This window comes from Paenibacillus sp. FSL H3-0302 (genome assembly GCF_037982245.1).
GTDB classification, from domain to species: Bacteria; Bacillota; Bacilli; order Paenibacillales; family Paenibacillaceae; genus Paenibacillus_AQ; species Paenibacillus_AQ odorifer.
Map to the genome: position 1 here is coordinate 490,482 of NZ_CP150284.1, position 14,820 is coordinate 505,301.

A 14,820-nucleotide genomic window follows, 5' to 3' on the forward strand; every position below is an offset into this window, starting at 1 on the left:
ATGTCATTTTGGAGAGTATTGTCCTCAGAGCGATTAAAAATGTCTAAATCATATGTTTGGCTTTTAGTCATAGGAAGTCCGGTTTTATCACTGGTTCCCGGATTGTTATCGGATAATCAAGGTGAGAAGATGTCTTGGGAGCTGCTGTTAAGTGTGATGTCAATGATGCATGCTTTGCTGTTTCTGCCTGTGCTTTCAGGCATTTTTGCGGCCCTGATCTGTCGTTATGAGCATCATGACGGTGGTTGGAAGCTATTGTTGTCTCTGCCTGTAACCCGGTTGTCGGTGTATCTCTCAAAATATGTGATGATCATCGGATTGCTGGCAGCTGTGCAAATAACGTTCCTCGTTATGGTGCTGGGAATGGGCTTGTTCCAAGGGGCTCCAGATCCAATCCCTTGGGCGCAACTGCTAAAATCAGTATTTGGCGGCTTTGTAGCCTGTCTACCTCTCGCCGCATTGCAGCTGGCGATCTCGCAAAGCTGGAGCAGTTTTGGCGCACCGCTGGCGCTGAATGTGAGTCTGACCATTCCCAATATACTGATCGCTAATTCTTCAACCTACGGCCCCTATTATCCTTGGGTACAGCCGTTGTTGGCCATGATTCATTATGGTGATGACGGATTTGGTGCCTTTAATCTGCCTTTAGAGACACTGATGATGATAGTGGGAGGAAGCTTGATTGTCTTTTTTGCCGCAGGACTAATCTCCTTTTATCGTAAAGCAGTCTAATTCACAATCAGAGGCTATAAACTCCTCCTCAATGGACATCCCGTGCTGTTTTTCTTATAATTAAAGAATATAATTAGCTAAGATGGAGGAGGGCGAGAGCATGGAACCAACGGCATTAGAGGACTGCGACAATACATGCAAGGGTTCAGAGCTTGAACCGGAATCCATTGCATTGATCCTGCCAGACCGTGGGATTACTGATAAAATGGCAGAAATGTTCAAAGCGTTGGGTGATCCAACACGAGTGCGGCTCATTTACGCTTTGTCACAGCAAGAATTATGTGTACATGATTTGTCCGTGATCCTTGATATGGGCCAATCTGCGATATCCCATCAGCTCCGTTATTTACGGAATCTACGGATCGTGAAGCGGCGTAAAGAGGGGAAAACGGTATTCTATTCGCTGAACGATGCGCATGTGGAGCAGATCTTTTTGCAGACCCACGAGCATGTCCGACACGAATAGCTAGTTGCAAAAAAAGAGGGACTCCAGCAGCCATTGAATGGCTTTTGGGAGTCCCTCTTTTTATTATGCCGACGAGTCCCAACCATCCACTACGGCTTACGGACCCAGCTGACGTTATTTGCACAATAATCGCTTTTTGAGCAGAGTTGCGGACCTCAGTGCAGTTATTCTTTAGAAAGAGGTCTTATTTTGCTCTTTTTCATGCCAATAGCGCCTATGGGGTCCGATAATATGCTAAACCGGGGATAATACTGCTTTTAGTGTCAATTGGGTCCGTTAGCTGTGTGGTTTGCGACAAATATTGCTCTAATGAAGCTAAGTGGCATCTCAGCTTAACTAAGTAACATCTCAACTAAACTAAGTAGCATCCCAATTAAACCAGGCTGCGTCGGGGTTAACCAATGCGTTTAAATCCACTGAAGCCTTGTATTTCGAAGTAAGGATTAAGCTTATTAGCTGGCTTGATTTAGGTTCTTCGTTAGGTTTGGTTTTCTAAAGGACAACACTAGCCAGACACATTGCACAGCAAGCACTAGCAGGATAAATAGATCGATTCCCATGTATTCACTCGTATTATCGTTGCCCACAAACTGAATTAAATTATGTATAAAGTGAAAGGATATCAGCGGAAGAATATTATTATTTTTTAGCATCAACAAGGCTAGCGCAAAACCGATCAGAAGCGCATATACGAGTTGTAGAAGAATTTGTGTGATATCTGTGCTGGATAATGCATTAAGTAAGTGGGTAATAGAGAAAAGAATACTTGAAGTGATCACTGCTGTTTTAGCCCCTTTAGGAAGCAAGGTCTTAAAAATCAAACCGCGATAGATACTTTCCTCCACAAAAGCGACCAGCAGGGTGAAGAAGATAAAGAACAGTACCTCAGATGCACTGATCTCACGAAATCCCTTAAAGGATATGGTAATCAGGACCACTACTAGCGGGGCATAATAGATCCAGTTGCCCGAGGATATGGTGTTTAGAGGTCGGAAGCCAAGCGTGCTCCATTTGCGCTTAACTGTAAAGTAGATGATGAGTACAAGCGCGATTGGGATGAAGGAGATAAGTACAGGGGCGGTGTACGCAAGTTCCTTAATTGTTGCGTAAGCCCCGGCGGCAGTTACGGCTACAAGTAATAACACCTCGATAATAACTACGCTCCAAATAGGGTGTTTCTGTGAAAAAGAAGACGTTTTGGCTAGCTTTGACATGTTCTAAATTCATCCCTTCTGTGTAAATCATTTGCCCATCGAGCTTCATTGATAATGGGGTCATTCGTATGTAAGAAACTTACTTTGGGTCATACATGATTTTACATATTTTCACGTAAAGGTCAATTGATTTAATTTTTAAGATAATGTAGAAAAATGGTGTATATCGCGTATTGACCTTGAAATATAAAGGGAATATAATAGGGCTAAGATAACATATGAACAAGTGCTCATATATGGTTTTTATTTGAGGAGATGTGCCGTATGGATACAATGCAAGGAAAATTAAAACGTCAGTGGGAATTAGAAGGCTTGGATTGCGCCAATTGCGCGATGAAAATTGAAGATAAGGTGAAGAAGATTGAAGGTGTATCGTCTTGTTCCGTTAATTTTGTAACAAAAACAATGACGTTGGAAACTGCCGCAGGGTATGAGGAGTCAGCGATTGTAGAAGCGAAGAAGACGGTGAAGGCACTTGAGCCCCACGTAAATGTGAAAGAGAAGGTTGGGGGCAATCACAAGGCGCGCAATAGTGGCGCTCATGAACATACGCATGATCACGAGCATGGTCATGAGCACGGCCATCAAGCTGCTGGACATCATCATGGTCATGAGGATGCTGAAGGTCATGGTCATACTCACGAGCACGGGGAAGGTGATACACGCAAAATATTGCTGCGGTTAGGCGCTGGTGGAATTCTTGCTCTAGCTGGGATATTCCTGCCCGTGAATGGAGTAGTTGAATTGCTGATCTTTTTGGCAGCCTATCTTATCGTGGGTGGTGAAGTTGTCTGGCAGGCGGTTAAGAACATCATCCGTGGCCAGGTGTTTGATGAGAATTTCCTGATGGCTCTGGCAACTATCGGTGCATTTGCGATTGGTGAGTATCCAGAGGGCGTGGCAGTAATGCTGTTTTACCAGATTGGAGAACTGTTCCAAGGTCTGGCTGTGAATCGTTCACGCCGATCTATTACGGCACTTATGGATATTCGCCCCGAGTTTGCCTATCTCAAGCTTGGAAATGATCTGAAGAAGGTCTCACCTGAGGAAGTAGCCATCGGAGATTTGATTGTTGTTAAACCCGGTGAGAAGGTACCCCTTGACGGAACAATACTTGAAGGTAACGCCATGATGGACACATCTGCACTTACTGGAGAGTCGGTACCACGATCAGCTGGTCCAGGAAGTGCGGTGTTAAGTGGTTTTATTAACCGGAACGGCGTAATTACTGTGCAAGTTACTCAGACCTTTGGAGAATCGGCCGTATCCAAAATACTGGAGCTAGTGCAGAATGCGTCAAGCAACAAAGCTAAAACGGAGAACTTTATTACTAAATTTGCACGTGCCTACACGCCTGTAGTAGTGATCACAGCAGTCCTGCTGGCCGTCGTTCCTCCACTGCTGATCAGTGGTGCAACTTTTTCGGATTGGATTTACCGTGCACTTGTATTCCTCGTAATCTCTTGTCCTTGTGCGCTTGTGGTCTCGATTCCACTGGGATTCTTCGGAGGGATTGGTGCAGCTTCAAGCAGCGGTATTCTGATTAAGGGAAGTAACTACCTGGAAGCCCTAAATGATGTGAAGGTAGTTGTCTTTGATAAAACGGGAACGTTGACCAAGGGACAGTTTAAGGTGACAGGAATTTATCCGTCGGGTGGCAAATCTAAGGATGAATTACTGCGGACAGCCGCTTATGCGGAGAGCCATTCCAATCACCCGATCGCTGAGTCGATTCGGACGGCTTATGGTGAACAGATTTCTAAGGAAGCTATCTCGAATTACAATGAAATCTCTGGTCATGGTATCGAAGTAACTATCGAAGGCAAGACCGTATTTGCAGGTAACGCACGTCTGATGGAGCGTGAGGGAATTGCTTATGAGGTCCCAGAGCAGAGCGGTACAGTTGTTCACATAGCGGTAGATCATCAATATGAAGGTTATCTGGTGATCGCTGATGAAGTGAAGGAGGACTCACTGCAGGCCATTCAGCGCCTCAAAAAGCTGGGAATACGCAAGACGGTGATGCTGACAGGTGATGCTTCCGCCGTAGCTGAAGATGTAGGGAAGCAGTTAGGGGTAGATGAGGTACACGCAGAGCTTTTACCACAGCATAAGGTAGAGGCCATCGAGAAGCTGGATCGTGATAAGTCTCCACGCGAGAAGATTATTTTTGTCGGAGACGGAATTAATGATACTCCTGTACTGGCTAGAGCCGATGTCGGGATCGCTATGGGAGGACTTGGTTCCGACGCTGCCATTGAAGCAGCAGATATTGTAATTATGACCGATGAGCCTTCGAAGATTGCTGTAGCTATCGGAATTGCCAAGCGTACTCGAGCCATCGTATGGCAAAATATTATTTTTGCTTTAGGTGTAAAAGCTATATTCCTTCTGCTCGGTGCATTTGGGATTGCCACGATGTGGGAGGCTGTATTCTCAGATGTAGGGGTAACCGTACTTGCCGTACTGAACAGTATTCGAGCTTTAAAAGTGCAAGACGAGGGTTAAGAATCTTTGGTGTATTAAATAAATGATTTCAACAAAAGTAAGCTTTAGGATTCCGGTTTTAAGGGTCTTAGGGCTTATTTTTTTTATTCTCCAGCAAAGAATTTGTCTATTTTTGCCGATATAGAAGATATATCCACATCAGGAGATATTATAACAAATGGAGTGAGGAGGCTATTACATCGTGAATGAAAATGAAATGAAAGGAAACAAGATGAAAAAAATGAGAAAAAATGTAACGAAGAGAAAAGCGACGTCAATTCAACTTAAGTGGTCATCTGTTATATTAGCTATTGCAATCGTGCCGCTCATGGTAGCGACCATATTTTTACTTGATTATTTCGGCAATGTCACACGCACAGACAGTGAGCAAATGGCGCAGGACACCATTAATACGAACACATTCCGGATGGATGAGTGGCTATCCAACAAAACCTCGTCCGTAAAGGATCTGGTGTCCCAGCATCCTGAGTTCGATTTTACAAATCCGGCAAGTATCTTCCCTGTGATAGAAGTGCTGGAGGAAAGTGACAGTGAGACAGAAGGTTACAGTGTCATTAGTAAAGACGGCCAGTTAACCAATATGATGAACATGACCGCAAATGTAGCAGATGCGAGCTATTTCTTGAAAGCGAAAGAAACACATGCGCCTGTGTTGGGGGAAATGTCCTATCTGGAGCAGCTTGATAAATATATCATTCCAATCGTAGTTCCTGTCATGGATAAGGATAAGCAATTTATGGGAGGTATTGTCTTCTCGATTACTCCTGAAGTTCTTGCCCAAATGAGTAATGAAATTACTATGGCGGATACCGGATTTGGATATGTAATCTCAAATGATGGCATGTATTATACATATCCAGACGTCAGTCGTATGGGCAAAAAAATTACCGATTACGCTAAAGAGCCGGCTCTTCAGAAGGTCGTTGACAAGATTTTGAGCAACAAAGAGGGGTCCGAAACTTATAAGGGCGAAGATGGTAAGAAAGTCATTACATACTTTAAGACAATTCCAGATACTGATCTGAAGCTTCTTGTAACAGTGCCGGAGAAAGAGGTTTTTGCTAAAGTGACCTCTGCACAAAGAACAGCAATGTTCATCTTACTGGCAGTTATACTTGTCATAATTTTTGTTTCACTGTACCTTACTCGTCTTATCGTTAGACCCATTAAAGCAATTTCCTCGACTATGAAAAAGGTGGCAGAGGGTCATCTGAATGAGAGGGTTAAAGTGCAGTCCGGAGATGAGATCGGCGAGATGAGTCAAAATATCAATGATATGATTGAGACACTCTCCGGTATTGTCAACAAGATTGATACAACAGTAGTGGAGGTTACTTATTCCTCAGAAGGAATGCTGAAATCGGCTCAACGTTCGTCCTATACTTCAGCAGAGGTTGCCACAGTTATCCAAGAAGTAGCTCAAGGAATGGAAGAGCAATTTAGAGGGTCCGAGCAATCCGCAAGAGCAACGGAAGAGATGGCCGTAGGTTTGCAACGTATTGCTGAGTCCTCTGCAGCGGTATCAGATCAGGCTGAGACAGTCAACTCAGAAGTAGAGAGTGGTTATTTGGAAATTCAATCTACACTGCAACAGATGGCTGTTATCAGTTCCACAGCTAATCAGACTGCCGAGATGATTGGGAAATTAAGTGAGCAATCGGAACAAATCGGACAAATTGTGGATGTAATTTCTGAGATATCCAATCAGACAAGCTTATTATCTTTGAATGCTTCTATTGAGGCTGCCAGAGCTGGAGAACATGGTCGTGGCTTCGGTGTAGTTGCGAATGAGGTGAAAAAGTTAGCAGAGCGGACGAACAGTTCCATCATTAGTATAGTGGAGCTAATCGGCGGCATTCAGTCTTCAACAACAAGTGCAGCGGATTCCATGAAGAAGAGTATTGAGGAAATTGGCGATGGAATGGGGAAAATGCAAAACGTCGGTGTTTCCTTTGATCATATCCGTTCTTCGATCCGTGAAGTATCGTCGCAAATACAGGATGTGTCAGCAATTAATGAAGAGATGTCAGCCGGCACGGAAGAAATAACGGCTTCTATATCCGATATGCTCGGAATAGCTAAAGAATCTGCTGAGAATGCTCAGGCGGTGTCCTTAGCTTCAGCGGAGCAGACAGAGATTATGAAGGATGTCGTGTCCTCCGCGGAATCACTTAATGAAGTGATGTCTGTGCTGAAAGAAGAAATCGAAAAGTTTAAAAAGTAGGAGATAAACTGAGATTCATCTCCTAATAATACAAAAAATCGCTCTCTGGGAGCTGGCGGGTGATCTCACCAATTCCCAAAGTAGCGATTTTTTTACGAATTAAACGCTGTCTTCCAGCTGTAGGCTCTCGATGCCTGCACGTACAATGTTGCAGGAGTGGTTCAATTTCTGGGTTTCCTCTGTATTTAAATTAAGCTCCAGCAGCTCTTGAATCCCAGTGTTGCCTATGATGGCGGGCACGCCCGTGCATACACCGCTATGTCCGTACTCTCCATCCAGAATGGCCGATACGGCGATAATTTTGTGCTCATCATTCAGGATCGAACGGGTAATGTAGGCAAGTGCGCTGCCAATCCCGAAATGTGTGGAGCCTTTACGGGTGAAAATTTCCCAGCCGGCATCTTTTGTCTTGCGGGAGATATCCTCCAGATCCAAATGCGGGAACCGCTCGCGATGCTGATCTAAAATTTGCAGAATAGGCTTGCCGCCAATTGTTACATGGGACCAAGCTACAAATTGAGATTCGCCATGTTCACCTAAGGCGTAGCCATTAACACTACGCGGGTCAATGGAGAACACATCGGAGAGCAGGGTTTTTAGGCGCGACGAGTCAATGGAGGTCCCGGTACCAATAATTCTGTGGCGAGGCAGACCTGATATTTTCCAGACCATATAAGTGACAATATCGACCGGATTAGCGGCGACTACGAATATTCCATCAAATCCCCCAGCCATGATGTTGGTAATGATTTCTCGAGTAATAACCGCAGAGGCTTCCAATACGTCAAGTCGGGTCTGCCCGGCTGTTGGATTAGCGCCAGCGGTTAAGATAACTACATCCATTTTTGCACAATCGCTATAGGTTCCGGCATACACCTTTGTGCGTGTGCTTGTGAAATCCATACAGTGCGAGAGATCAAGTGCTTGTGCCATAGCCCGATCATAGGTGCGGTCGATCATCATAATTTCGTCGCAAATGGCCTGATTAACCATGGAGTAAGCACAGCTTGAACCCACCATTCCGGCCCCGACGATGGCTACTTTTCTCGATTTACTTTTCAATTGCCTTGTCCTCACTCTCTAAAAGTTATACGCAGTATAGGCTTCCAAATGATATTTATTTCAGCATTAAGGTCTTTTGGAAGCTTATCGTTAGGTATGCTTATAGTTTAACGTATCCCTTCGCAAGTTACCTGACATCGGACTTGCAAAGATTATATTTTTTCTGTTTAATGCTGGATAGGTGACATGATGAGTTAGTTATTTCAGGAGATCTATCCCTATAGTGTATGTAAAGTGCTTAAAGAGGATGTAATAAGAGGATGGCTAATTGATGTCAGAAAAGGGTGAAAAGTAGAAAAAAGCAGAGGAGAACATAAGCTTGAGTTACAAGAGGTAAGAAGTCATCTCAAGGATATCGGGTAAGAACCCTGAGATGGCTTCTTAGGATTATTATTGATAATCATGGCTGCGGCAGCAGACTCACCGAGGAGGTCATAGCCTTATAACGCTTGAACATAAAAAATCTCCAATGAACAATCATGCCGAAGGCTAAAATAAAGAACAAACCACCGGACTGTGGAATAGACACATAACGGTTAATAAATTCATGGAGTAAAGTGCGGACTAGAAGAAGTCCGAGCAGGATAAACGCAAAGCTCTTGGAGCGTTGAGCGTAAATTTGTCCATCACGTTGTTCAAAGTGGGTGCTGCGTATAAGAGGATACGCGAAGATGAACCAGCCAATCAAAAAGGCGACTGCCGCCCACCATAATGGGAATCTGACCGCAGGTGCCACAAACATGGCAAAACCCGTCGACATACCGAGAGGTGGAATCCATATTTTTCGAATAGTAACCGGACGTGCGCTTGCTTTTAGACGAATGAAAATAACCATCAGCGCCATGAACAAAGCCCCTAATGTGGAGCCAATATGTAGAAGCGAGGGGTTTATGTTACCCATGATACACGACCTCTCTATGATTTCAGTCACTTGTATCTTCATTATAACAGAAAAACGATGGCAAAACATTGAAGTGTATTGGCTCCATCCCCGCAACAATTCCAGCAGAGGAATTTTTTCTTAAAGGAACGATACATACAAAAATCCCCGCCAGAGCATACTCTGACGAGGATTTATTGATGTGAATATTATTATCTCATCTCAGACTTACGAACGGCTGCGTCCACTTGTCGAGCGAAGAATAAGGCTCACGATAAAGATCAGCACAACGGCACCGATCAAAGAAGGGAAGAAGTAGAAATCACTTACTTTAGGTCCCCAGCTTCCCAGAAGCACGCCACCCAGCCATGAACCGATAATACCAGCGATGATATTACCGATAACACCACCAGGAATATCTCTGCCCATAATCAGACCAGCCAACCAACCAATAACCCCACCAACGATTAACATCCATAGAAAACTCATGTTACTTCAACTCCTTCGTTTTGTTGTTTGCGATGTCTACTATTAACCTTTGTGACCATCTTTAAACCACATGGAAAAACTTACTTCTTCCGGAATGGTTAGGAAGTAGGCTCTAAATGCAGTTTCGATAATGTATTACAACTATAAACATGCTATAGTGAAAAAATATTATAAAATTATGAGTAAACCCCTATTAGTAAAGGGTAAGTAAGAAGTAATACAATACATAAAAGATAAAGGAGCCACTATTATGGAACGGGCTAATGAGGCATTGTTTTATGTAGGAACGTATAACTCTGAGAACGAGAAGGCGATTCAGTTATGTGCGCTTAGTCTTTTGTCGGGGGAAATGAGAATTCTTGAGGGTACCGAGGGAATTGAGAATCCATCGTTTTTAGCTGTGAATAAAGCAGGCAGCGTGTTGTATGCAGTTAGTGAGAAGGATCAAGGTGAGGTTTACGCATATGCAATTGATCCTGCAACTAAAGCGTTGCAATCACTTGGAAGTCGTCCTACGGAAGGTGGCGCTCCTTGTTATGTCTCCATTAGTCCTAAGGAAGATTACATATTCGTCTCCAATTACTCGGGAGGCAATGTTAATGCTTTTCCTGTAAATGAAGATGGTTCGCTTCAAGAGATGTCCGACCAAGTAAAACATGTGGGTTCAGGCATTCGTGAAGACCGTCAGGAGGCTCCGCATCCGCACTCTGTCATTCCGGACGCAAGTGGTAGACATGTGCTGGTGTGCGATTTGGGACTAGATCAAATTGTGATCTATCGCCCTGAAGAGGGCAAACTGGTAAAACATCGTGAGCTTAATCTGCCACCTGGTTCAGGTCCACGTCATCTGGCGGTGCATCCCTCTGGACAATGGATCTACCTGGCGAATGAACTGAATTGTACAGTAACGGCATTTGCTAATGATGAACAGGATGCAAATCTAAATGTTTTACAGCATCTTAGCACGCTTCCTGATAATTATACTGCCGGTAGTGACGATACAGCTTCCGATATTCATGTCTCCCCTTGTGGCAGATTCCTGTATGTCTCCAATCGGGGACAAGACAGTATCGCCCTGTTCCATATCGATGAATTAACGGGTCTGCTTGAAGCAGTGGATTGGCAGGGTACCGGCGGGCGTACTCCGCGTAACTTTGCAATTATTGGGGATAAGCTGCTTGCTGCTAATCAGAATAGTGATAATATTACCTCGTTCTCCATCGATAGTGAGAGTGGCAGATTAATCCCTACAGGAAATGAATTGGAAATGAAGTCACCTGTTTGTGTGCAAGCGTTGTAGGCTGAGACTAGGTTATTGTATGTCGTAAAAATAAGGGCTATTCCCGTATCCATTCATTTTTTCGTGAGTGGAGGTTGGGAATAGCCCTATTTTGCAAATGAAGTCCTAAGGATAATAGCAAGTGATTTTTAAAATGTATTTCGGATACCTAAATCGTAAAAACCGATGTCATCCAGCATGATCCGGTCGCCTTCTTCATCAAGATAGAAGGTGATTTCTGTCAGGTTATCAGGATCCAGCTCTGGTTCTTCCTCTTGAAATTGTTCGAACGGCATCTCGTAGGTTTGAAATACAGCTTCGGAAAGGTCACCGTATTTGCCATCGTTTATCCGCTCTTCAAGCCATGGGAATAACGTGAACTGAGTTTGTGGAAGCGGCAGTATGTCCATTACTTCATCCAGCGTCAAGCGGGCTGAGGTATCATTATGGTCAGTTAACTCCACCTCAACCTTTGGAGGTAGTGGAACATCCATTTCTTCACTAATGTCACCATTCAGATTTGCCATAGAGAACGTAAGGCCATCTGCCCCTAAAAGAGCAGTTTCAGTACGGACACTGTCGTTAAGCTTAATGTTGTAATAAGCTTCTTCGTTTTTGCTGGCTGTGCGTTCAAGGACAACACCATAGGTGGCTTTGCTTTTTGACTCCCGGTCTTTAGCCAGCTCTTCTGACCAAGAAACACCCGATGCTTCTGCTGTTCCCAGTTCTACTGTGTTTTTGTTACGGTCATCGTCGAATGTGGCTACAGGACGATATCCCCCGCTTTGGAATCGATTGTAGTAGGCGGTATCTGGTAACCACTTCAGCCCGCTGCGATAATCCCGGAACAAGCTTTGGTATTCCTCTTTTTCATGCAAGGTGGTCTCCAAGAAAGCTGATACATAGACCTTAGCGATTTGCCGTTGTTTGTCTGCATCCATGATTTGTGCCCGATTTAAAAAGAGTCCAGCTGGCAAGGTCTGATCATACCCGCCCCAATCGCTGTTGAATTGACTGTGATTGGCGTCCGCAATATACAGCGAGCTTTTGAAAGCAGGCGATCCTTGGGAATAGGAGGTACGTATATACTGCCGATCACCATAGAAATCATGTACATCTCCATCGCGGGCTCCCTGCAGGGTCAAATAATTGATGTCTTTGAGACGGGCTTGCTGGTCATCTATCGTTTTGTCCGTTGGTGCAAGCGCGATTACAGAGGTTATATTAAAGCGATTAACTGCCGCCATCACCGGATCATCCTTGAACCAACGAGTGGCATCCGCGGCCATAGCTACGGCTTGTCCTCCGCGGCTATGGCCGAGCAGGGCGGTTTTTGTGAAATCTATTTTCTGATAAAAAGGACTGCCCGGATCATCTGAAAAGTCTGCTAGCTGCTCTAAATGTTTCAGTAGGATCCAAGTCCGTACTTTAAAATCATTGTCCGGAATACCGGACCAAGCAGAATAATTCAGGAAATTCTCATCGAGCGAGATCGCGATAAATCCCCGGCTTGCCAATAGTTCGCCGAGATAAGCGTACCCGCCATCAGAGTAATCTTCCATCATATGATTGCCGTGCACCATCAGTACTACTGGATATGGACCTTCGCCTTCTGGCATCCATACGCGACCATTCAAGGGAAGTGCCTTATAATCGAAACCCCAGAATAAAGTGCGCAGCTTTGACCAATCCTTAATATAAGCAGAAGCATCGGCCGTAGAGGATATCAAGCTTGTATCCTTACCGTATTCGGCACGATGTAGATCGGTACCACTGGCATAGGTGAAGGTCTGATAAGCTAGATTACCTGGTTTTCCCGGATCGGAGGCTGTAAGTGGAACAACTTCCGTATCGTTGATGTCGACCGACTCTGAAATAGGCAGTTCTTGCACTCCGCTTGCCAGCGCAAGTGGGGAAAAAGTCACTGCCACTGTTAGCAGAAGTCCTAATGTTATTCTTTTGCTGCGGAGCAGGCCAATGGCTAATCCGCCTAGTGCTCCTAGCAGTGCAAGCACGACCGCAATGACAACCGCAGCCTCAATCTCAAAATCCGCATAATATAAGATTAGTAGAATAGCTCCAAAATCACTCAATACACAGCCTGCGAATAATCTTGGGATACGCAGTCCGGTCAACGCTAGCAGAACAGCCAAAATATTGCCGGAAATCGCCAGCAGGACAGTGCCTGCACCTGCAGCAAGAGCGATATCGGTAGGTTTACCTAATCCAGTAGGAATGCCTAACACGGCAGTACTAAAGGCTAAAAAGCATATTATCCACAGACCGGCTATAGCTGTTCTCCAAACTGCTGTATCGTAACGGTAGGTTCCCCTAATTCTTCGTCCAATTTCTTGAGCCATACGTCTGTGGAGCCGCGGTTTCAACGGCGCAGGGACGTACTCTAAATCCATACCCATGACTCTCTCCCCTGACATAAAGCGGTAATTTCTCTTAACCCATAAGCTGTAGCAATAATATTACTTTATAGCATCAATAACAAGTGGATCTTACAGGAACCGACCCCATAGCTTGTATGGTGTGGTGTGTGTGAGTTTTCTTTGACATAGGCTGGAAAAAAAGGTTTGACACAGTTAAAGGGTTTCAGTATTATATCCATATAAACCAACTAAGTAGATAGGAATAATTGAAGAAAGTTCTTACCGTACGAACGGAGGAACGCCTGCATTAGGCTCGCAGACACGGTCTTAGGACCGGTTTGACCTGCCATACGTAGGCTTTCCTCCGTTCTTTTTGTGTTACCCAAGGGTTAGTTTGGTACGAAAAAACATGGGGGAGTGGAAAAGATGAAGAAAAAGATGAATAAAGGGCTTCTTGTAGGGTTTAGCTTGTTGCTTACGGCAGGGCTTACTGCTGCTTGCGGCAGCAATAACAATAACGGCAATAGTGCTAGTCCGGCAACAGACGCACCAGCAACAACCAATTCAGCGGAGGCTACAAATGCGGCTGAAGCCAGCAAAACTCCATCTAAAGATCCAGTAGAACTACTGAACGTATCTTATGACCCTACTCGCGAATTGTACGAGAATTATAATAAAGCTTTTGCTGCCTATTGGGAGAAAGAAACAGGACAGAAGGTCACCATTAAACAATCCCACGGTGGATCGGGGAAACAAAGCCGTGCTGTGCTTGATGGCCTGGAAGCGGATGTTGTGACATTAGCACTTGGTTATGATATTGATGCCTTGCAGGAAAAGGGACTGATCAACGAGGGCTGGCAAAGTAAATTCGATCATAACAGCTCACCTTACACCTCGACTATCGTGTTCCTTGTACGCAAAGGGAATCCGAAAGGAATCAAGGATTGGCCAGATCTGCTCAAAGAGGGCGTAGAGGTTATTACACCAAACCCGAAAACATCAGGTGGAGCACGCTGGAACTACTTGGCGGCTTGGGGTTATGCACTAGACCAGAACAATAACGATGAGGCTAAGGCTGAGGAATTTGTAAAAGAACTGTTCAAGCATGTGCCAGTGCTGGATACCGGCGCGCGTGGATCTACGACAACGTTTGTGGAGCGTGGAATTGGTGATGTGCTGATCGCATGGGAGAATGAAGCCTATTTATCCGTGGAAGAGCTGGGACCAGACAAATTTGATATCGTGAATCCTTCGGAGAGCATTCTGGCTGAACCGCCAGTAGCTATAGTAGATAAGGTTGTGGACAAAAGAGACACGCGTGAGGTATCCGAGGCGTACCTGAAGTATCTCTATAGTGAAGAGGGACAAAAAATCGCGGCTGAGAACTATTACCGTCCTACATTAGATAGTGTGAAAGAAGAATACAAAGATAAGTTCCCGGAAATCAAGCTGTTTACATTGGCTGACAAATTCGGAACCTGGAAAGAAACGCAAGAGAAGCATTTTAATGATGGCGGGATCTTTGACAAGATTTATGTGCCGGGTGCCAAATAACAGATGAATGAAATGCAGGATATGATCATTGAGA

General features: G+C 44.6%; 11 protein-coding genes. 6 read left to right on the forward strand and 5 right to left on the reverse strand.

Annotated features, from left to right (window positions below; all coding sequences use genetic code 11):
* Together MHH50_RS02190 and MHH50_RS02195 are read left to right on the forward strand one after the other, a co-directional pair.
* A complete protein-coding gene (locus tag MHH50_RS02190; protein ID WP_340034577.1) occupies positions 1-732 on the forward strand; it encodes an ABC transporter permease in 732 nt (243 codons plus the stop codon).
* A gap of 100 nt (positions 733-832) precedes the next feature.
* Positions 833-1,198, forward strand: a complete 366-nt coding sequence (locus tag MHH50_RS02195; protein ID WP_036682656.1) for a metalloregulator ArsR/SmtB family transcription factor — start codon at positions 833-835, stop codon at positions 1,196-1,198.
* A gap of 452 nt (positions 1,199-1,650) precedes the next feature.
* Here the strand turns inward: MHH50_RS02195 and MHH50_RS02200 are convergent, their stop codons facing one another.
* Entirely contained in the window at positions 1,651-2,412 is a 762-nt protein-coding gene (locus MHH50_RS02200) for a CPBP family intramembrane glutamic endopeptidase (RefSeq protein ID WP_076124584.1), read from the reverse strand.
* Positions 2,413-2,676: 264 nt separating this feature from the next.
* On the opposite strand from MHH50_RS02200, the gene MHH50_RS02205 reads away from it, so the two are divergent.
* The gene (locus tag MHH50_RS02205) at positions 2,677-4,920 is read left to right on the forward strand and encodes a heavy metal translocating P-type ATPase (RefSeq protein WP_340033894.1); all 2,244 of its coding nucleotides are present in this window, start codon (positions 2,677-2,679) and stop codon (positions 4,918-4,920) included.
* Between the two features lie 181 nt (positions 4,921-5,101).
* Positions 5,102-7,144: a methyl-accepting chemotaxis protein gene (locus tag MHH50_RS02210; RefSeq protein ID WP_254848740.1), complete on the forward strand. Its 2,043-nt coding sequence runs from the start codon at positions 5,102-5,104 to the stop codon at positions 7,142-7,144.
* Between the two features lie 99 nt (positions 7,145-7,243).
* On the opposite strand, the gene MHH50_RS02215 is transcribed toward MHH50_RS02210, so the two are convergent.
* From MHH50_RS02215 to MHH50_RS02225, 3 genes are all read right to left on the reverse strand, one after another.
* Positions 7,244-8,206 (reverse strand): L-lactate dehydrogenase, encoded by a 963-nt coding sequence (locus MHH50_RS02215; RefSeq protein ID WP_076124580.1) that lies wholly within the window; start codon positions 8,204-8,206, stop codon positions 7,244-7,246.
* Positions 8,207-8,606: 400 nt separating this feature from the next.
* Positions 8,607-9,107, reverse strand: coding sequence for a cytochrome c biogenesis protein CcdC (locus tag MHH50_RS02220; RefSeq protein WP_076185218.1), 501 nt, complete (start codon positions 9,105-9,107; stop codon positions 8,607-8,609).
* A gap of 207 nt (positions 9,108-9,314) precedes the next feature.
* A complete protein-coding gene (locus MHH50_RS02225) occupies positions 9,315-9,575 on the reverse strand; it encodes a GlsB/YeaQ/YmgE family stress response membrane protein (protein WP_036682650.1) in 261 nt (86 codons plus the stop codon).
* Between the two features lie 250 nt (positions 9,576-9,825).
* Between MHH50_RS02225 and MHH50_RS02230 the strand changes: the two genes are divergently transcribed.
* Positions 9,826-10,875 (forward strand): lactonase family protein, encoded by a 1,050-nt coding sequence (locus MHH50_RS02230; protein WP_076124578.1) that lies wholly within the window; start codon positions 9,826-9,828, stop codon positions 10,873-10,875.
* A 128-nt stretch (positions 10,876-11,003) separates the two neighbouring features.
* Here MHH50_RS02230 and MHH50_RS02235 read toward each other — a convergent pair whose 3' ends face one another.
* Positions 11,004-13,271, reverse strand: a complete 2,268-nt coding sequence (locus MHH50_RS02235; RefSeq protein ID WP_076142067.1) for a hypothetical protein — start codon at positions 13,269-13,271, stop codon at positions 11,004-11,006.
* 387 nt (positions 13,272-13,658) lie between these two features.
* On the opposite strand from MHH50_RS02235, the gene MHH50_RS02240 reads away from it, so the two are divergent.
* Positions 13,659-14,786 (forward strand): sulfate ABC transporter substrate-binding protein, encoded by a 1,128-nt coding sequence (locus MHH50_RS02240; protein ID WP_340033895.1) that lies wholly within the window; start codon positions 13,659-13,661, stop codon positions 14,784-14,786.
* The last annotated feature ends 34 nt before the right edge of the window (positions 14,787-14,820 follow it).